Below are 18,617 nucleotides of genomic sequence, written 5' to 3' on the forward strand. Positions count from 1 at the left end.
GTGGAACTTTCCCGCATGCTCTGTCGTCCTAGTTCCCATGGCGACCTGCCCCCTGATCTGGAAGCGTGGGAGATGATGATGAACTACCTGAGGCGTTTGGCCGTAGTTGGACTGGCTTTTGTGCTACTGGCAGCCGTCTGCTCGTGTGAAGGCGAGCCTGCGGAGGGGGAAGGCAGCGGGACCGCGAGCGGCGCGGCAATCCGGGTGGTCGGCGGGGAAGATCCCGACCAGGCGCCCTCCCTCAGGGTTCGCCTGAGCCAGGGCGGGACCACGCCCGGCGAAGGCTTCCCAGAGATGGCCCGGGTGGACGGCGAGCCGCTCGACGAGGCGGAGATCCGAGGGGTGACCGACCGGTTGTCGCCATGGGACGATGGCGAGGGCGGCGACGGCGGGGTGGAGTTCAACCGGCCGCCCGAATCCCTGCCGCCGCCCCGCACCGGCGCAACCATTGAGCACCCGTTCCCGGCCGGCCTGGATTCGCAGGCGTCGCCGGTTGATCAAGGGCCCCTGGAAGTCTTGAGGGTGCAGCCCACAGGAATGGTGGGGATCGCCCCCTTTGTCAGCATCACCTTCAACCAGCCGATGGTGCCTCTCGCCACCCTCGGCCAACTCGACGCCCTCGACGTTCCCGTCGCCATCACGCCGACGCTTCCGGGCCGCTGGCAGTGGATCGGCACTCGCACGCTCCGCTTCGAGCACGACCCCGAGATCTTGGACCGCCTGCCGATGGCGACCTCCTATGCGGTTGAAATCCCCGCGGGTACGAAGTCGCAAGCCGGCGGGGAACTCGTCGACGATGCGCGTTTCACATTCGAGACGCCCCCGCCCACGCTGTTGGAGCTCAGCCCCCGGCACGATTCGCTCGGCCTCCAGCCGGTGTTCTTGGCGACGTTCGACCAGAGGATCAAGCCTGCCGCCGCGCTTGAGGCAATCACGCTCACCGCGAGCGGACAAGAGCGTGGAATACGCCTCGCCACCGCCGTTGAGATCGAAGCCGACGAGGCCGTCACGCGCCGAATCGACTCAGCGGTGGAGGGCACTTGGCTTGCCTTCCGGCCAGCGGCCCCGCTCGATGCCGACTCTGAGGTCGAGATCGAGGTCGGCCCCCATGTGCCATCGGCAGAGGGCTCGAATACCAGCAGCGAACCGTCGATTGTGTCGGCTCGCACCTACGGGCCGCTGCGGATCGACGTGGCAAGCTGCCAGCCGACCACCTATCAGTGCTATCCGGGGCACGGGCTGAGTATCCAGTTCAACAACACGCTCAACCCAGACACGCTCCATGCAGCCGATTTCTCCATTACCCCCCGGCTTCCCGACGCCACGATCTCGGTGAGCGGGCGAAGGCTCCAAATCAGGGGGACCACCGCAGACAACACCGTTTATGAGGTGGTTGTGCCTGGCACTCTGGGCGACGAGTTCGGCCAGACGCTCAAAGAGCCCCAAACTATCGAGTTCACCATCGAAGAGGCCCGGCCCCTCATTCGGTCGCAGGGGGGCGAGTTCGCCACGATCGATCCGCTGGGAACGCGCCAGACGCTCCCAATTCTCGTGCGCCGTTGGGAGCAGCTTCGGGTTCGGCTCTATCGCGTCGAGCCGAATGAATATGGGCCATTCCAGAGGTTCTTGACCCACTGGAACCGCAACTCGAATCTGAACCTGTATGCGTCTGATCCCTCGCATCCGAGTTTGCCGAAAGCGCCGTGGCCGCTGGCGGTCGACGAGATCATCGACACCGGAATCGACCACGGCGATCTGGTCGAGGTTCCCATCGACTTGTCCCGGGTGCTGCGCGGCCGGCACGGCCATGTGGTGGCGATGGTCGAGGGGGCCGGTGAGCAGTTGGAGACCGCGAACCTGTCCTGGGAGAGCCGGCCAGTGGTGATGTGGGTGCAAGACACCGACATCGGGGTCGACCTCATCAGCCACCAAGACGACTTGGTGGTTTGGGCCACTGACTTGAGTTCCGGCGATCCCCTGCCGGGAGCAGAAATCTCGTTCAGCGGACTTGCCGGGAAGTTCGCCACCGACGAAGGCGGGCTCGCCCGCACCACCGCCGGTTCAGCCCATATCGATTTGGTGGCTGCCAGGCGGGGCGAAGATGCAGCCTTGCTGCCCGTGTACTTGCGCCCAGAAACGCAGCGCGACCAGACAATCTGGTACACCGCTGATGATCGGGGCATATACCGGCCCGGGGAGACACTGAACTTGAAGGGCTGGGTTCGCAATCTGGATTTGAGCGGTGACGGCGGGCTTGAGCTTTTCTCCGAGGGCGAGCTGATCGCCTATGAGGTCTATGACCCCTTTGGCAACGAACTTGACAGCGGCGTTGCCCGCTTGGACAAGCTCGGCGGCTTCAACCTCACCGTCGAGTTGAGCGAGCAGGCAAACCTGGGCCAGGCCTGGATCCAGTTCCACCGGCGCGCCGCCGGCGATGAAGGCTGGCATGACCATCGCTTCCAGATCCAGGAGTTCCGCCGACCTGAGTTCGAAGTGGCCACCCGCACCGTCGCCTCCGGGCCGTACTTCGTCGACGAGCCTGCGGAAGTGGCGGTTGAGGCCAAGTACTTCTCCGGGGGGCCGCTGCCCAACGCCGAGGTGACTTGGACCGTCACCACCCACCAGGCCACCTACTCGCCGCCCAGATGGAGCGATTTCACCTTCGGGGTGTGGCTGCCCTGGTGGTATGGGGGTGGCTTCAGGCCAGGCGATCACTGGTCGGCGCCAGAGCGCAAGACCCTGGCCGGAACCACCGGTGCCGACGGCAGCCACATCGTTCGCATCGACTTTGAAGGCGATGGCGATCAGCTGCCCTCGATGGTGACCGCGCAAGCCGAAGTGCTCGACGTGAATCGCCAGCAGTGGTCATCGTCGACCGACCTGTTGGTCCATTCGGCCCGCCTCTATGTGGGCCTTCGCTCCGACAGAGCCTTCGTCAAGGCGGGTGATGGGCTCGAGATCGAGGCGGTGGTGACCGACCTCGACGGCAATGCGGTGCCCGGTCGCCCGGTCGGCATAACCGTCGGTCGCATCGTCGACCAGTTCACCGACGGGGAGTGGGTGGAAGTCGCAGTGGACGAGGAGGCCTGCCAGGCCACTTCCGCCCGAGCGCCGGTGTCCTGCGAATTCGCGGCCTCAACCGGGGGCCGCTACCGCATCGATGCCCGGGTGGCCGACGATTCCGGGCAGATCAGCCGCAGCGAGCTGACCCGATGGGTATCGGGAGGGCGAGATGGCGCGCCGAGGCGCAACATCGAGCTTGAAGTTGCCGATCTCATACCCGACTCCGAAGCCTACGAATCGGGTGATGACGCCGAGATCCTGGTCGTCTCGCCCTTCAAGTCGGCGACCGGCTTGTTGACCATAGCCCACAGCCGGATCATTGAGACCCGGACTTTCGAGGTGGCCGAACACTCAGCGGTGCTCACCGTTCCGATCACCGACGACCATGTTCCCGAGCTGACCGTGCAGGTCGAACTGGTTTCCGTAACCGAGCGCACCGCCGCCGATGGCACCGTGATCGACGGTGCCCCAGCCCGCCCTGCCATTGCCGCCGGCCAGGTCACCTTGCGGGTTCCGCCCGCGAAGAGGACCCTGGATGTTGCGGCGACTCCCGCGTCAGATGTGGCCGAGCCCGGTTCGACCATGAGCATCGAGGTGGAGGTGCGCGACGCCAACGGCGCCCCGGTAGAGGGCGCCGACGTGCTGTTGGTCGTGGTGGACGAGGCGGTGCTGGCCGTGTCCGGCTATGAGCTGATCGACCCGATCGACGTCTTCTACAGCCCATGGGGTGTGTACCTGAACACGTTCCGGAGCCGGAGTGAGATCCTGCTCGAGAATGTGATCGCTCAGTCGGCGGATGGAGAGGAGCAGACCAGGTTGATGCCGGTCGCCGAAGCCGGTGAGCCCACAGCCGCCGAATCAGCGAGCGCCGACGAAGCAATGGCCGACGGCGACTTCGGCCGGGCCGATCCTACGGGAACCCAGATCGACGTCCGCCAGAACCTCGACGCCTTGGCGCTGTTCGACCCGAAGGCTGTCACCGATGATCGGGGCCGGGTTGGCGTGGAGTTCGACCTGCCCGACAGCCTCACCCGCTACCGGGTGATGGCGGTGGCGGTCGCCGACGCGGAGCGCTTCGGATCAGCCGAGTCGGCCATCACGGCGCGGCTGCCGCTCCAGGTCCGTCCCTCGGCGCCGCGGTTCTTGAACTTTGGCGACGAGTTTGAGTTGCCCATCGTGGTGCAGAACCAGACTGACGCCGCCATGGAGGTGGATGTGGTGGTGCAGGTGTCCAACCTCCAACTCACAGGATCGCCCGGACGCCGGATCGAGGTCCCCGCCAACGACCGGGTTGAAGTCCGATTCCCGGCTCGCACGATCTCACCGGGTGTGGCCCGCCTGCGGGCCGCGGCGGTGTCGGGCGACCACGCCGACGCCCAGGTGGTGGCCCTTCCCGTGTACACCCCGGCCACCAGCGAGGCTTTTGCCACCTATGGCGTGGTGGACCAAGGCGCCGTCTTCCAGCCGATTGCCGCCCCAACCGACGTGATTCCCCAGTTCGGCGGGCTGGAAATCAACACCTCGTCTACCGCGCTTCAAGCGCTGACCGATGCCGTGCTGTACCTCACCCAATACCGGTACACAAGCTCCGATGCCTATGCCAGCCGCATCTTGGCCATATCTGCGCTGCGCGACGTGCTCGGCGCTTTCGAGGCCGAGGGTCTGGGCAGCCCCGGAGAACTCGACGCGGTGGTTCGCCGCGACATCGCCCAACTAGAGAGCCTTCAAATCTACGATGGCGGCTTCGGATGGTGGTCGCGCCGCGAGGGCGCCTACCCGTATCCGTCGATTCAGGCGATGCACGCACTGTTGACGGCGAGAGAAAACGGCTTTGCCGTCTCGGGCGATGTGATCGAATCCGGGCTTGGGTATCTCCGCAACATAAACGCTCGGATATCCGATGATTACGGCCAGCGAGCCAAGGACATGCTGGCGGCCTATGCGCTCCACGTGCGCGGGCTGGCCGCCGACCGAAGCACCTCTCCAGCGGCCAGAACCCTCTGGAATCGCAGGGGCGCCGACTTGGGCTTGGACGCGATGGCCTTGATCTGGCCGCTGGTTGACGATGACGACATCGAAGCTGAAATCGGACGCGTCATCAACAACCGGGCGACCGAGACAGCCAGGGCGGCCACGTTTGCCACCGACTATGGCGAAGACGCCCATCTGATCCTTCACTCCGACCGCCGCACCGACGGCATCGTGCTCGATGCCCTGATAGCGATGGCCCCCGAGTCGGACCTCATTCCCAAGGTGGTGGCGGGCCTGTTGGGCAATCAGGTCAAGGGGCGTTGGAACAATGTCCAGGAGAACTCGTTCATCCTGTTGGCCCTGAACAGGTATTTTGCCGCTTTTGAGGCGTCCGACCCCGACTTTGTGGCCCGAGTATGGCTCGGCGACCTCTATGCGGCGCAACACGAATTCGCCGGCCGCAGCACCGATCGCGCCCTTACATTGGTGCCGATGGGCGAGCTCCTGGAAGCCGGAGACTCCAACCTCATCGTCGAAAAAGACGGCGAGGGCCGCCTCTACTACCGCCTAGGGCTCCGCTACGCACCCGACGATCTCAACCTGGATGCTCTTGACCGGGGCTTTGTGGTACAGCGCAGCTATGAGGCGATCGACGACCCCGGTGACGTGTGGCTCGACGACGACGGCGTGTGGCATGTGCTGGCCGGGGCCAAGGTACGGGTTTACCTGACCATGGTCAACGACAGCCGACGCACCAACATGGCACTGGTCGACCCCATGCCCGCGGGTTTCGAGTCGCTCAATCCAGCATTGGCGCCGACAGGGGAGATCGGCGTGCGTCGCGGCGGGGCGGAGGATTCATGGTGGAGATGGACATGGTATGAGCATCAGAACCTCCGCGATGACCGGGCTGAGGCGTTCTCGTCGTATCTGTGGGCCGGTGTACACGAGTACAGCTACGTTGCCAGGGCCACCACCCCGGGAACGTTCGTGGTGCCTCCGGCCAAAGCCGAGGAGATATACGCCCCCGAGGTCTTCGGCCGCTCCCGCACCGACACCGTTGTTGTGCAAGATCCCCGTTGAGCGCTTTGGAGGCCATGTTGACAGGAGTTGTTCAGGCCAGGATGGACATGGGGAATCCGGTGGCGTCGATCTGGCCTTCCCCTAGAGTCTGGGCGGTTCCGGCGGCCATGCGCCGGGCGGTCCAGGCCGCGGCAGCCGCGTCGAGCAGGTCGTCGATGGTCGTGCCCGGCACGGCGGTGGGCAACTCGGCCAGGTTGGTGAATTCCGGCGCCAGCACAGCCAAGCGCTCGGCTTGCCCTGATGGTTGGCGCTTGGATGATTCCATGGCCCTACCGGCCAGAACGGCGAAACTGGTCTCGGGGTGGACTTCGGCTGCTTGGGGCGTGGCGTGGGGGGCGAGGTCTTCTGGGGTCAGCTCGACGCGCACCTCTCGAACCTTGGGCAGCAGATGGAACGCTTGGATGGACAGGCCCCGACCGGTGGTTTGCTTGGACCGACGATTGGCCTCGGCATGGTCGGCGGCGTCGAGCACGCACAGCGGAGGAGTCCAGAACAGCGAAGACCGGCGGGGGCCGAGCAACTTCCGGGCTTCGATGTCAGATCGGCGCAGATCCTGGCCCGGGAGTCCGATGGGCATGTCCACGCCGACGGCCAGCAGCCCTTGCGACCGGGCCTCAGCCCACACGTCGGCGAACGACGGCCACAAGGAGAACGCCACTGGCAAGCCGGGTGCGGTGGCGGTGGTGGCCATGACCCATCCGCCCTTGGCCGCGTCCACCCCGGCGACCAGCGCGGCGTCATTCAAAGCGGACCTCGAACACGGTGGGCCAGCGCTTGCCGGTGATGAGGAACGTGCCGGTGTCGGGCCGGTAGGCGATGCCGTTGAGAACGTTGTTGCTGTCGGCCAGCTCCGGGTGGGGGTTGATGATCCCGGCCATGTCGGCCTCGGCGATGACTGTGCCGGTGTCGGGGTCGATCACCACGATGCGGTCGGTGAGCCAGACGTTGGCCCACACGTCGTCGCCGATGCACTCCAGCTCGTTGAGCCGGTTGACCGGGCTGCCGTCGGCCCGGGTCACCGGCACTGATCCCAGCACCTCGAACGTCTCCGGGTGGCGGAAGGTTAGGGTGCTCGACCCGTCGCTCATCACCAGACGGGCGCCGTCGTGGCACAGCCCCCAGCCCTCTCCGGAATAGGTGAAGCTGCCGGTTTGCTCCAATGTGTCCTGGTGGTGGACGGTGGCCGTGCCGGCTTGCCAAGTGAGCCAGATGAGTTGGTCGTCGACCAGGGCCAGGCCCTCTCCGAAGTGCTGGGGGTCGCCGGGTGTTTCCTGAAGCACGCGGCCGGTGGGCAAATCCACTATCCGCAGCACTGACTGTCCCCGCAGCCCGGTGCTCTCATACACCAGCCCGTCGAACCACAGCAGCCCTTGGGTGAACGCTGAGGTGTCGTGGGGGTAGGTGGCCAGCACCTGGTAGCTGAGCGCTCCCGACCACGAGGGCGAAGGTGTAGCCGCAGCGGTGGGTTCTGGGGTTGTCTTGGGGGTGGGTTCTGGGGTCGGGGTCGGAGATTGGGCGGTTGGCCCGGCAGTGGGTTCGACAGTGATCTGGGCGGTGGGTTGAGCGGTTGGCGGCGGTGCGGTTGTCGGCTGGGCGTTTGGGGGTGCCGTTGGCCGGGCGGTGGGTTGTGCAGTGGTTGGGGGCGCAGTGGGTAGGGGGGCGGAACTGGTGGGTGTCGCAGTTGCCGAAGCGAAGAAATCAGGCTCGGCGGTCGGCTGGTGGGTGGGTGCCGCGGTTGCCAGGACGGGAGGCTCAGCCGATGCCGACGGCTTCGGCGATGCCGCGCTTTGCGCAGTAACCGTCGCCTCGGGTGCGGTCGTTGGTGGGGGCGCGTCGGTGCCGCAAGCCCCGGCAAGGGCGGCCGTGGCCAGCAAGCAGACTGCGGCCCAGAACGTGCAGGTGCGGTTCAGAGCCGTCATTTTGGCTCAAATACGCCCCCAACACAGAGGAGTGCCACACTTGGCCGGTGGATTTCTCCCTGTCGGAACAGGAGCAGGCGGTAGCCGATCTGAGCAACCAGATCCTGGGTGACCTGTCGACCCCCGAGCGGCACAAGCAACTAGAGGCCGATGGCGCAGCCCACGACGAACAGGCGTGGCAGGCGCTGAGCGAAGCCGGGCTGGTGGGCGTCTCCCTGCCGGAGGACTGCGGCGGGGGTGGCCTGGGATTCCTGGCCACCTGTCTGATGTTGGAGGAGATCGGCCGGACGACGGCCCGGGTGCCGTTTCTGGCCCCAGTGGCGGCAATGGCGGTGGCTGAGTTCAGCCCCAACCACCCATGCTTGGAAGGAATGGCCAGTGGATCGGTGCTGGTGTCGCCCGCCTTGGTGGAGTCGGGACGCGACCCCGCCGACCCTTCTGTGGCCGCGACTGCGACGGTCGACGGCTGGACGCTGAACGGAACCAAGGAGATGGTCCCGTTTGTCGGTCAGGCTGATTGTCTCTTGGTTCCCGCATCGACCAGCAGCGGGGTTGGGTTGTTCTTGGTGGACAAGGCGGCCTCGCAAGTCGAGGTCGCGCTCCAGGAAACCACATCGGGACTCGTCGAGGGGAAAGTGGCACTGACCGAAGCGCCAGCCGAGCGGCTGGGCACCGGCGCTGAGCCAGCGGAATGGCTGGTGCAGCGGTGTACCGCCGCGCTGAGTGCGGTGGCCGTGGGGGTGGTGAGCGAGGCGTTGCGGCTGACCGCGGCCTACGCCAGCGAGCGGGAGCAATTCGGCCGCCCCATCGCCACCTTCCAGGCCGTGGGCCAGCGGGTGGGCGACGCCTACATCGACACCGAGGCCATCCGCCTCACGGCATTGCAAGCGTGCTGGCGACTGGATCAGGGGCTGGAGGCATCCACCGAGGTTGCGGTGGCCAAGTATTGGGCCGCCGACGGAGGCCAGCGGGTGGCCAACGCCGCCCAGCACCTGCACGGAGGCATGGGCGTTGACCGCGACTACCCCCTGTGGCGCTACTACGTGTGGGCCAAGCACCTCGAGCTCTCTTTGGGCGGTTCCACCGCCCAACTCCTGCGCATCGGCGACGCCCTCGCCGCCGGCACCGCCTGAGGCCAGTCGCTCTGGGCGTGGGCAAATCGAAGGAACGGCCAGTGGTGGGACTCCTCCCCATTCCCGACAGGAGCTTGGCAGTACACATCCTGATGGAGGCCACCAGCCCTCCAGAAGTGTGGCCTCAGGGCCAGTGGGTGCCGGGGTAGGGGGCGGGGTTTTGAGCGGCCCATTGGTGGAGGTGTTGAGCCAAGTGGTGAGCCAGTCCGCCGCCGTGGGGATGGTCGGCTTTGCGAACCAGCACGACGGGGACGCACGGGTCGTCACTGGCAAGGCGTTGGGCGGAGATAGCGGCAAAGTCTGCGAAGTTCTCGGTGACTACGACCCTGTCTTGCTCGAGCGCTTTGGCGTAGACGGACTCGTCATCTGCTCCGGCGAGTGCGGAGGCAGCAACGCTGACGGCATCATGGTCTAGTGCATTCAGCGCCTCCGCGGTTGCCGGCGGGAGCATTTCGTCTATCAGCCACCTCAAGAGGACAGCAGGGTCTCGCGCTGTTGGGCCCGGCGGCGAATCTCCTCAGCGGCACGCTCATTTTCCTCGATTCGGGCGTCGATCTCTTCGGGGAAGACACTGTAGAAATCCGCGGCCAGACCCACCCGACTCGCCGATAGGCCGAGTTCATCGGCGAGGCGTTCGACGCGCTCCATGCCCTTGCCCGGCCAGTGTCGCAGGTCGCGGATTACTTCCCATACGTCTGGTCCGCCCAGCAGCGCAGCTCGTCGACCGGTCGGCCCTGGCCGATAGACAACGCCGGGGAACTGGCGGGTTTTGAGGCCTTCGTCGAGCAGCGAGCTCACCAGCGAAGTGGTTGACATGGATGCCGCTCGGCTCTCGGTCTCAAGGCGTTCCAACAGATCATCATCGAGGCGGAATGATGTAGGACGGGGCATAACTCACCTCACTAATGGGCTCAGAGCTGATGGGTTCAGAATCATCAAGATCACGCTACAACTAACTACAAATAAATACAACCAGCCTGCATTCCGGCGGCAGAGGGAGAATCGCTCAGCATTGGGGAATAACCTAAGCCACCATGAGCGATGCCAAGCGAGATGTCCGGGCCACCGACAGAGCCTCTCTTCCGAGGGTGGTGCGGGCGCTCAACAGCTATGGCCGCACCATTCGTCGGATTCGACCGGGACATGGGCAGCTCAACGCCGACGCGCTGGTGAGCAAGGCCCAGGAGTCGGCCAAGCTCGACGACTTCGGCCCCGACGGCTGGCAAGAGGGATTCGAGATCCTGGTGGAGTCGATCAACGAAGAGGGAAACCTGAGCCAGCTGGGGCGGATGATCATGGGGGGTCTGCTTGACTCCACCCTTCAGATGCGGCTGCGGGTGGTGGATTGGGCCAACCAGCACCCCGAGGTGACCCGGGAGCAGGTCACCGCGCCGATCGTGGTGAGCGGTTTGCCCCGCACCGGCACCACCCTGCTCAGCAACCTGCTGGACCTCGATCCGCAGAACCGGTCGCTGCTGGGCTGGGAGTCCGGGGAGGTGGCGCCCCCTCCCACGCTGTCGAGCCACCGAGAAGACCCTCGCATCGCAGAATCAGTGAAGGGCTCGGGACAGTTGTCCAAGCTGGCCCCCAGCGTGCAGGCCATGCACCCCATGGCGGCCACGCTGCCCACCGAGTGCGTGACGCTGTTGGGCGGGGAGTTCAAGTCGATCCACTTCGAGACCCAGGGAACGTTCGACTCCTACGGCGCCTGGTTTGAGACCTGCGACATGGTCCCGGCCTATGAGTTCCACCGGTTGTGCTTGCAGGTGCTGCAATCCACCATTCCGACCCACCGGTGGTCGCTGAAGACTCCGGGCCACATCTGGCATCTAGGTGCCGTATATGCCGTGTATCCCGATGCCCGAGTGGTGTGGACCCACCGTGATCCGCTGAAGGTGGTCGGCTCGGTGGCCAGCCTCAACTGCACCCTCCACGCCACCAACACCGACAAGGTGGACTTTGCCCGGGTAGGCCGAACCTGGCGGGACAAGTGCCTCCACGGCATCAAGGCAGGCACCGAGTTCCGCGACCGGCGGGGATCCGACGACACCGTTTTCGACCTCCAGTACGCCGAGCTCATGGACGATCCCGTGGGCTCGGTAGAGCGCATCTACCGCCACTTCGGCATGGAGCTGGATGACTTGGGCCGACGCAAGATGCAGGCGTGGATGGAAGAAAACCCCCAAGACCGCTTCGGCCGCCACCGCTACACCCTGGATCAGTTCGGCCTAGACGCCGACGAACTCCGCGAGCAGTTCGCCAGCTACGTGGAGCGGTATCAGGTGCCGTCTGAGGGCGAGTAAGCACGCGTCCGACAAAGCGGCGGGTCCCTGTCGTATTGCGGCGGCCTGTTTTGGTCAACTCTTGGTAGCATCTGAGCTGTGAGCACCCCCTTGACTGATCGCAGCCGCGATCTGCGTCAACAGGTTGAGATCTGGGCCAAGGCTGCGAGACAGCAAGCACGCGTCGAGCGACTTGAAGACTCCGGCGAGTTTTACGCCTCTGTGCCAGGCACGAAAGGGGCTTGGGCCATCGGGTCAACTCCTGAAGAGGCCGAGGAAGGACTGGAGTCGGCGCTGGTGGACTGGGTGCTACTCAAGCTAGAGCTCGGTGCTGACGACATCCCCAAGATGGGCGGTATCTCGCTCGCCTTTGACCTGTGAGCAGTCGGCTCACGCCGATCAGCCGAACTGACTTCATCAAGAAGATGCGCGGCCTCGGATGGGAAGGGCCTCGGCCTGGGGCCAAGCACGAACGATTGTTCAAGGGTGATCAAGTCCTCATCCTTCCGAATGAGCACATCGGAGACATCGGCGTCGGCCTGTTAAGGCGGCTCTTGAACCAGGCGGGTATCTCCCGCGATGAGTGGATGAAAACCGAATGAGCAATTGGGGCCTCTTCCCGGAGATCGAGCCCTATGACGCAGGCCACCTAAACGTCGGCGGTTCTTCGACCCGGTGCACTACCGGGCCGCTTCGTTGGGCCTAGCTAGCCCCAAAGGCCAGCAATGGGAATTGCTTCGATGCGGTCGCCCAGTGAGTAGCGTCGTGGCCCGGTGTGGAATACCACGCCGCCGGCGAACTGCTTTTATGTACAAATTCACATATGAGTTCATGCATATATTGACGCCAATGTTCTTGCGTATATTCACGCCATAGTGGGTACTGGGCAAGAAATATGGGCACGGAGGCAGTGCCCTTCAGCTCAGAGGTGGGGCAGCACCTCGGATTCAAAGAGGTGGAGGTTTTCCCAGGCAAGGGCAGGGTCGAGGCCGCCCATTAGGGGGTGGAACATTAGGGCGTCGAAGTCGCCCATGGCCTTGATCGTATCGATGGCCTCGGGCGGGGTGAGGAGTTGGTGCATGCCCATGGCCCGCAGCGCGTCGGCGTCGCTCACCGGTTCGAAGCCGGTGGCCGCGCCCGACTCTGCGGCCCACTGGCCGTAGGCGTTCATCTCGTGCAGGGCGTGGGGGGCGACTTTGGCCCAGGTGGCGTCGGGGTCGTGGGTGATGTGCAGATAGCCGACCCCGCCGGAGGTGGCCGGACCGGGATCGTCACCGCCGAGCTTGACCACCTCGTCGCGGTAGAAGTCCCAGAACTCGGGCATGGTGGGCAGGAATCCATCGGCGATGCGGGCCGCCCGCCGGGCCGCCTTCTCGCCGCTTCCTCCCAGCCAGATTGCCGGCCGGGGATCCTGATACGGGGTGGGGGTGACCCGCACGGTGCGGCCCCGGAACTCGAAGGGCTCGCCGGTCCACGCCGCCTTTAGGGTCTCCACCATCTCCACGGTGAGGCGCACCCGGTCGCTTGAGGTGTGGCCGAACATCTCGAACTCCGACGGCACGTAGCCCCCGGCCACCGTCACGCTGATGCGGCCCTTGCTGATGCGGTCCAACACGGCCAGGTCTTCGGCAATCCGCAGCGGGTCGTGCATGGGGGCAATAAGCGCCGCCAGCATGATGTGGATGTTCTCGGTGCGAGCGGCAATGGCCGAGGCCAGCGCCACCAGCGAGGGCAGGTAGCCGTCGTCGGAGCCGTGGTGCTCCGACAGCGTCACCGAAACGAAGCCCAGCTTCTCGGCCCACACCGCCTGCTCGATGGCGGCGTGGTACAGCTCCTCCACCGGCACCGGGCAGATGTCCGGGCACCGGAAGTCGTAGCGGATGTTGTGCAGGGCCATGGCCGTCTCCTGTCGTCGACTAGCTCTTATTGAACTCGGTTGTCGACATCATTCGCCCAGGTCAGTTCTTGAACTCGGGGATCACGTACTTGCCCATGAGCTCGATGGACGTCATCACGTCCTCATGCGACATCTTGTACGGGTTGAGCAGGCAGAACAAAAGGTCGCAGCCCACCGCTTCGTAGCGCTTGGCCACCTCGATGCACCGGTCGGGGTCGCCCACCACCGCGGCGCCCGATTCCCAGATGTAGTCCATGGTGATCTGGCCCAAAAGGCCCTCGTCGCGGCTCTGTGCGGCATCGCCGGTGTAGGAGTAGGTGCCAAGCTCGGCCACCACCAGGTCGGCCAGGTAGTCGGCCACCGAGGCGATGAGCCCGCCCCCGTAGCCCGGATACCACACGAACGACTCCTCGGAGGCGGCCCGGGCCTTCTCGTTGGTCTCGTTGCAATGCACCATGGTGAATGTGGCGGCCCGCTCGTTGCGGAACTTGCCCACCGGCTGGTCGCAGTCGGCCTGGCCCTTGCGGTAGGTCTCGATGCGCTCGGCCAAGTCCTCAGGCGGCGAGCCCACGGTGAACGAGCACAGCCCGATGCCCCGCTTGCCGATCTCATAGTGGCCCGGCACCGAGCTGGTGGCCCCCCAGATGGGCGGGTGCGGGTCTTGGCGGGGCTTGGGCAGCACCCGGCGCTTGGGCATCGACCAGTATTCGCCCTCGAACTCGTACTCGTCGTTGGTCCAGCACCCCACGATGTGGCGCAGGGCCTCGTCCCACTGGGCCCGGGTCTCGTTGGGGTGGATGCCGAAGCCCTCCAACTCGGCCCGGGTGGAGGAGCGCCCGGTGCCGAACTCCACCCGCCCGTTGCTGATCAGATCCAGCACCGCCACCGACTCGGCGGTGCGCACCGGGTGGTTGTAGGGCTTGGGCAGCAGCCGCACTCCGTAGCCCAGCCGCATGTTCTCGGTGAGGGCCGCAATGTGGCCGTACAGCACCTCGGGGTTGGAGCAGTGGGAGTACTCCTCCAAGAAGTGGTGCTCCACCGTCCAAAAAGAGTGGAAGCCCATCTTGTCGCCCAAAACGGCCTGTTCGATGGTGTTCTGGTAGGCGTTGTACTCGCTGTCGCGATTCCAGGGCCGGGCCACCGGAATCTCGTAGAACATCGCAAACTCCATGCCATTCCCCTTGTGTGTGCGGCGGTGAAGTGTCGGGGCAGATGGTAAACGGCGCGACCCGCAGCCTGCGTATACGGACAACTAGGGTGCGGCCATGGCACTAGATCCGACCGCCAAAGCCGTCATGGACATGATGGAAGACAACGGGGTGAGCTTCAAGGGCATCGCCTCGATGACCGCTGTGGAGCTGCGCAGCATGATGCAGACGGGCGAATTGCCGGTGGAGGACGTGGCCCGCACAGAAGACCGCGTGATCCCCGGCGCAGATGGCACAGAACTGCCCATCCGCATCTACTGGCCCAGCACCTCTGACCAGCCGTTGCCGGTGGTGGTGTTCTTCCACGGCGGGGGATGGGTGATCGGCGGCATCGACAGCCACGACGGCCAGGTGCGCGAGATGGTGAACCGCACCGCCATGGTTTACGTGTCGGTGGACTACCGGCTGGCCCCCGAGGCCCGGTTCCCGGCCGCGGCCGAGGACTGCTACGCCGCCACCCAGTGGGTGGCCGCCAACGCCGCCTCAATCGGCGCCGATGCAACCCGGCTAGGGGTGGCCGGCGACAGCGCGGGGGGCAACCTGGCCGCGGTGGTGGCCCAGATGGCTCGGGACCGAGGCGGTCCGGCCATCGCCCATCAGCTCCTCATCTACCCCTGCTGCGATATGGACTCCAACGCCTGGCCATCGCAGACCGAGAACGGTTTCGACTACTTCTTGACCAAGGAGTCGATGGACTGGTTCTACGACCAGTACGCCGACGTGGCTGACCGCGACAAGCCCTATGCCTCGCCGATCAAGGCCGACGACCTCAGCGGCCTGCCGCCGGCGTGTGTGATCACCGCCGAGTACGATCCGCTGCGCGACGAGGGGGAGGCCTACGGCGCCCGTCTCCAGGAGGCCGGGGTGTCCTGCGAGGTTCACCGCTACGACGGCATGTTCCACGGCTTCTTCGGCATGACCATGGCCATCCCCGGCGCCGTGGCCGCCCAGGAGACTGCCGCGGCCGTGGTGAAGGCCGCACTGTCGGGATAGTCCCGACGTGAACCCCTGAGCACCGCTGCGGTCGGTTTCGACGACCGCTACCGGTTCCGCCTGATGGCGGCCATCGTCCCCGTCCAGTTCGGGGTGGGGATGAGCTTGACCGTCATCGCGGTGGCCATCGGCGACATCGCCCGCGACCTGGAAACCGGAACCGACGCGGCAAGCTGGGCGGTAACCGGGGCCATCTTGGCTGCGGGGGTGTCCACTGCCCTGGGCGGCAAGCTGGGCGACGTCTACGGCCACCGTCGGGTGTTCATAGCCTCGGCGATCATGCTGGTGCTGGTCACGCCCTTGAGCGGGCTGGCCTGGAATGTCGAGAGCCTTATCGCCTTTCGGGTGGCGGCTGGCGTGGCCAACGGGGCGGCCACGGCCGCGGGCACAGCAATGGTGCTGCTGGCATTCCCACTGGCGACCCGCTCGCGGGCCATCGGGTGGTACCAGTCGGCCCTGTCTGGTGCGCCCGCGCTGGGGTTGATCATCGGCGGGCAGATCGTCGAGCAGTTCGGCTGGCGGTGGGTGTTCGCCTTCTTCGGGGTGATCGCCGTGGTCGGATTGGTGACCAGTTCGGTGGTGGTGCGGCCCATGGGCCGCGGCCTCGACGTGGCCATCGACTACTGGGGCGGTCTCACCCTGTCGGCCGCCGTGGCCCTGATGCTGGTGGGGCTGACGCTTTTGGGCAACGACGGGGTGTCGGTGGCGATGAGCGCCGGGCTGATGGGCGGCGGGGTCGTGCTTTTGGCCGTGTTCGCCTACATCGAGCGGAGGGTGTCCGAGCCGATCATCCGCATGGACTACCTGCGCAAGCGCAACTTCAGCGTGCCCATCTGGGTGGTTACCCTGGCCAATTTCTCGTTCATGGGCGGGTTGGTGGTGACGCCGTTCCTGTTTACCGAGCGTCTGGGCTGGGGCCTCGGGGCCGCCACCCTGCTGCTGGCCGTGCGGCCCATCACCTTCAGCCTGTGCTCGTTCACCGGGGGCTACATCCACCCCCGCCTGGGTGCCCGAATGACCCCGGTTATCGGGTCATCCCTGTTAGCCGTGGGCATGGTGTTCTTCGCCCTGTCGGCCTGGCAGGCATCGCTGGGGTGGACGGTGGTCGGTCTCTTTGTGGTGGCCATCGGCCACGGCATCCAACTCCCATCGCTCACCACCACCGCCTCCGACGCCGTGGAACCCGAGGACTACGGCGTGGCCTCCGGCATGAGGGGCACCCTGGCCCAAGTAGGCGTCACCACCGGCATACAAACCATGGTCATCATGATCGGCACCGAGGTCACCGGCAACTCCCTAGCCAACTCCTACCTCCTCGGCGCCGCCGCCGCCGCAGTCGCCGCCGCCTTGTCCCTAGCCATCTCCCCCCGCTCCCGCTACTAACCGGGCAGTAAGTGTGACTATTTATATGGTCATAGTTGTCGGAGGCTGATATTGTTTAGGGATGTCACTGGATGCGCCTTATCGCACCATCTCCGCTGGGGAGTTCAAGGCCAAGTGTTTGAAGCTTATGGATGAGGTCAATGAGTCCGGGGAGCAAATCGTGATCACCAAGCACGGCCGCCCTGTCTCCCGCCTGGTACCTGCTGGATTTGAGCCCCGAGGGATTCAAGGACGGTATCGGGGGATGATGCCCGCAATTGACGATCCTTGCGAAGGGGCCTATTCCGAAGAGGAGTGGGACGAGATCATGGCTGAGTGGGATTCCAACCAGCAGTGGTGGTTTGAGTCGGCCCCGCCCGATGAATCCTCTTCGTGATACTGCTGGACACGCACGCCCTCGTCTGGTGCGCCACCGGCGACACAACCAAGATGAGCGGCGCACGCATGGATCAGATCGACGCCGCGATCATCGAAGGCCAGGCTGCTGTGTCGGCGGTGACCTTCTGGGAGTTGGAACTGCTCCGGCGCAAGCCCGACAACAGCTCGCTGCGATTGCCGCCCACGGCCAATCTGCGGTTGCGCCTGCTGTCTGACGGCCTCCGGGAGATTGCTCCCACAGGAGACCTCATGGTGCGCGCCGTTCAGTTGGGAGACGAGGGCTTCCACAAGGACCCGATGGACCGCATCATCGTAGCCACCGCGCTCCAAGGCGGGTTGCGCCTGGCGACCGCCGATGCCCAAATCATCGACTGGGCCAACCACACCGGACATTTGGAATTGTTCGACCTTCGTCACTCTGCCCCTAGGCAGTGACACCCTCCGCCCAGGGTGAACAGCAGGTCGATCACTCTTTGGATAAGGCATCAGCGGTAGGCATCCCTTCTGTGTGAAATTGTCAGCACGATGACCTGGCCCTCGCTTGCTGTGTAGATGATCCGATGGGATCGACCCAGGCGGGCGGCACGCTTTCCTTGGAGGGGACCGGCCAGTTTTCTGCCTAGGTGCGGCTCTTGATCGAGACGCCGGATGATCTCCCTGGCCTTGGTCGCCAGTGCCTCGGGCAGGCGATTGAGATCCTTCTCGGCGCGGCGCGCCAACTTTGCCACGAGGGCCTCAGTCGAGTTCGACCAAGTCGCCCGCAGCGATGTCTCGCTCGGCTTCCGCGATGGCGTCCATAGTCGCCTCGTCGGCGAGGATGTTCATCGTTTCAAGCAGCGATTCGTACTCCTCGTAGCCCATGACGACGGCAACGGGCCGCCCGTGCCGGGAGATCTCGATCGTCGAGCCGGTGGATTCGACCTCGTCAACAATTTCGCTGAGGCGGCTGCGGGCCTCGGTAAGCGGGGTCATGGAAGTCTCCAGCAGTCGTCGGATCTGACTATATAAGAACTGTACAGAATTCTATACAGAACGCAACTTCCAATTGTTCACTCCGACGGGACCAGGCGCCCGGTGCGACCCCTCTGCCGTGCCCTATTCGGCCAAGCGTTTGAGGATCCGCTGATAGCGCGCCATCGACGCGGCAAGCCGTTCTTGGAACCGCTCGTCAACCCGGCGGGCAACACCCGCTAGACCTACAACACCGGATGTGAATCACGCCGGGTTTGGTGGAGGCGTGATGTTGGGTTGGGTTGTGAGCCGGGCGAGTCCAAGAGAGGGCAGCCTCAGCACCTCTGTGAGAACCG

17 protein-coding genes are annotated in these 18,617 nt (G+C 65.1%); 9 read left to right on the forward strand and 8 right to left on the reverse strand.

Translation table 11 applies throughout. The features are described from left to right. Positions 1–6,117, forward strand: a complete 6,117-nt coding sequence (locus ACOGXA_RS16520; protein WP_419924942.1) for an alpha-2-macroglobulin family protein — start codon at positions 1–3, stop codon at positions 6,115–6,117. A 31-nt stretch (positions 6,118–6,148) separates the two neighbouring features. On the opposite strand, the gene ACOGXA_RS16525 is transcribed toward ACOGXA_RS16520, so the two are convergent. Then, positions 6,149–6,862, reverse strand: coding sequence for a DUF429 domain-containing protein (locus ACOGXA_RS16525; protein ID WP_419924943.1), 714 nt, complete (start codon positions 6,860–6,862; stop codon positions 6,149–6,151). Then, complete coding sequence (locus tag ACOGXA_RS16530) at positions 6,855–8,036, reverse strand: glutaminyl-peptide cyclotransferase (RefSeq protein WP_419924944.1); 1,182 nt, start codon at positions 8,034–8,036, stop codon at positions 6,855–6,857. The genes ACOGXA_RS16525 and ACOGXA_RS16530 overlap by 8 nt, the downstream gene beginning before the upstream one ends. A 47-nt stretch (positions 8,037–8,083) precedes the next feature. Here ACOGXA_RS16530 and ACOGXA_RS16535 point away from each other — a divergent pair, with 47 nt between their 5' ends. Further along, positions 8,084–9,169, forward strand: a complete 1,086-nt coding sequence (locus ACOGXA_RS16535) for an acyl-CoA dehydrogenase family protein (RefSeq protein ID WP_419924945.1) — start codon at positions 8,084–8,086, stop codon at positions 9,167–9,169. A 124-nt stretch (positions 9,170–9,293) separates the two neighbouring features. On the opposite strand, the gene ACOGXA_RS16540 is transcribed toward ACOGXA_RS16535, so the two are convergent. Then, complete coding sequence (locus tag ACOGXA_RS16540) at positions 9,294–9,641, reverse strand: DUF5615 family PIN-like protein (RefSeq protein ID WP_419924946.1); 348 nt, start codon at positions 9,639–9,641, stop codon at positions 9,294–9,296. Beyond that, positions 9,638–10,060 carry a hypothetical protein gene (locus ACOGXA_RS16545; RefSeq protein ID WP_419924947.1) on the reverse strand — a complete coding sequence of 141 codons (423 nt, stop codon included), beginning with the start codon at positions 10,058–10,060 and terminating at the stop codon, positions 9,638–9,640. Before ACOGXA_RS16545 ends, ACOGXA_RS16540 begins: the two co-directional genes overlap by 4 nt. 143 nt (positions 10,061–10,203) lie before the next feature. Between ACOGXA_RS16545 and ACOGXA_RS16550 the strand changes: the two genes are divergently transcribed. The 3 genes from ACOGXA_RS16550 (at position 10,204) to ACOGXA_RS16560 (ending at position 12,053) form a co-directional block, all read left to right on the forward strand. Beyond that, positions 10,204–11,472 (forward strand): sulfotransferase family protein, encoded by a 1,269-nt coding sequence (locus ACOGXA_RS16550; RefSeq protein ID WP_419924948.1) that lies wholly within the window; start codon positions 10,204–10,206, stop codon positions 11,470–11,472. Between the two features lie 78 nt (positions 11,473–11,550). Beyond that, positions 11,551–11,832 carry a type II toxin-antitoxin system HicB family antitoxin gene (locus ACOGXA_RS16555; RefSeq protein WP_419924949.1) on the forward strand — a complete coding sequence of 94 codons (282 nt, stop codon included), beginning with the start codon at positions 11,551–11,553 and terminating at the stop codon, positions 11,830–11,832. Next, positions 11,829–12,053, forward strand: a complete 225-nt coding sequence (locus ACOGXA_RS16560) for a type II toxin-antitoxin system HicA family toxin (protein ID WP_419924950.1) — start codon at positions 11,829–11,831, stop codon at positions 12,051–12,053. Before ACOGXA_RS16555 ends, ACOGXA_RS16560 begins: the two co-directional genes overlap by 4 nt. A gap of 320 nt (positions 12,054–12,373) precedes the next feature. On the opposite strand, the gene ACOGXA_RS16565 is transcribed toward ACOGXA_RS16560, so the two are convergent. Both ACOGXA_RS16565 and ACOGXA_RS16570 read right to left on the reverse strand, forming a co-directional pair. Further along, entirely contained in the window at positions 12,374–13,348 is a 975-nt protein-coding gene (locus tag ACOGXA_RS16565) for an LLM class flavin-dependent oxidoreductase (RefSeq protein WP_419924951.1), read from the reverse strand. A gap of 61 nt (positions 13,349–13,409) precedes the next feature. Next, positions 13,410–14,519 (reverse strand): LLM class flavin-dependent oxidoreductase, encoded by a 1,110-nt coding sequence (locus tag ACOGXA_RS16570; protein WP_419924952.1) that lies wholly within the window; start codon positions 14,517–14,519, stop codon positions 13,410–13,412. Between the two features lie 94 nt (positions 14,520–14,613). Between ACOGXA_RS16570 and ACOGXA_RS16575 the strand changes: the two genes are divergently transcribed. The 4 genes from ACOGXA_RS16575 to ACOGXA_RS16590 all read left to right on the forward strand — a co-directional run bounded on the left by ACOGXA_RS16575 (position 14,614) and on the right by ACOGXA_RS16590 (position 17,745). After that, positions 14,614–15,549: an alpha/beta hydrolase gene (locus ACOGXA_RS16575; protein WP_419924953.1), complete on the forward strand. Its 936-nt coding sequence runs from the start codon at positions 14,614–14,616 to the stop codon at positions 15,547–15,549. 63 nt (positions 15,550–15,612) lie between these two features. Then, a complete protein-coding gene (locus ACOGXA_RS16580; protein WP_419924954.1) occupies positions 15,613–16,932 on the forward strand; it encodes an MFS transporter in 1,320 nt (439 codons plus the stop codon). Positions 16,933–16,993: 61 nt separating this feature from the next. After that, a complete protein-coding gene (locus tag ACOGXA_RS16585) occupies positions 16,994–17,308 on the forward strand; it encodes a type II toxin-antitoxin system prevent-host-death family antitoxin (RefSeq protein ID WP_419924955.1) in 315 nt (104 codons plus the stop codon). Further along, positions 17,305–17,745, forward strand: a complete 441-nt coding sequence (locus ACOGXA_RS16590) for a type II toxin-antitoxin system VapC family toxin (protein ID WP_419924956.1) — start codon at positions 17,305–17,307, stop codon at positions 17,743–17,745. The genes ACOGXA_RS16585 and ACOGXA_RS16590 overlap by 4 nt, the downstream gene beginning before the upstream one ends. A 50-nt stretch (positions 17,746–17,795) precedes the next feature. Here ACOGXA_RS16590 and ACOGXA_RS16595 read toward each other — a convergent pair whose 3' ends face one another. Both ACOGXA_RS16595 and ACOGXA_RS16600 read right to left on the reverse strand, forming a co-directional pair. After that, a complete protein-coding gene (locus tag ACOGXA_RS16595; RefSeq protein WP_419924957.1) occupies positions 17,796–18,038 on the reverse strand; it encodes a type II toxin-antitoxin system RelE family toxin in 243 nt (80 codons plus the stop codon). Positions 18,039–18,045: 7 nt separating this feature from the next. Then, positions 18,046–18,282: a type II toxin-antitoxin system Phd/YefM family antitoxin gene (locus ACOGXA_RS16600; protein ID WP_419924958.1), complete on the reverse strand. Its 237-nt coding sequence runs from the start codon at positions 18,280–18,282 to the stop codon at positions 18,046–18,048. Between the last annotated feature and the right edge of the window lie 335 nt (positions 18,283–18,617).

It is taken from the genome of Candidatus Poriferisocius sp. (assembly GCF_965208475.1).
GTDB lineage: Bacteria > Actinomycetota > Acidimicrobiia > Acidimicrobiales > Bin134 > Poriferisocius.

Bases quoted from the DNA above. Each gene is read 5' to 3' on its own strand.
- ACOGXA_RS16600 (WP_419924958.1), bottom strand. From the start codon at position 18,282: ATGACCCCGCTTACCGAGGCCCGCAGCCGCCTCAGCGAAATTGTTGAC.
- ACOGXA_RS16550 (WP_419924948.1), top strand. From the start codon at position 10,204: ATGAGCGATGCCAAGCGAGATGTCCGGGCCACCGACAGAGCCTCTCTT.
- ACOGXA_RS16565 (WP_419924951.1), bottom strand. From the start codon at position 13,348: ATGGCCCTGCACAACATCCGCTACGACTTCCGGTGCCCGGACATCTGC.
- ACOGXA_RS16585 (WP_419924955.1), top strand. From the start codon at position 16,994: ATGTCACTGGATGCGCCTTATCGCACCATCTCCGCTGGGGAGTTCAAG.
- ACOGXA_RS16575 (WP_419924953.1), top strand. From the start codon at position 14,614: ATGGCACTAGATCCGACCGCCAAAGCCGTCATGGACATGATGGAAGAC.
- ACOGXA_RS16570 (WP_419924952.1), bottom strand. From the start codon at position 14,519: ATGGAGTTTGCGATGTTCTACGAGATTCCGGTGGCCCGGCCCTGGAAT.
- ACOGXA_RS16545 (WP_419924947.1), bottom strand. From the start codon at position 10,060: ATGCCCCGTCCTACATCATTCCGCCTCGATGATGATCTGTTGGAACGC.
- ACOGXA_RS16530 (WP_419924944.1), bottom strand. From the start codon at position 8,036: ATGACGGCTCTGAACCGCACCTGCACGTTCTGGGCCGCAGTCTGCTTG.
- ACOGXA_RS16580 (WP_419924954.1), top strand. From the start codon at position 15,613: ATGGCGGCCATCGTCCCCGTCCAGTTCGGGGTGGGGATGAGCTTGACC.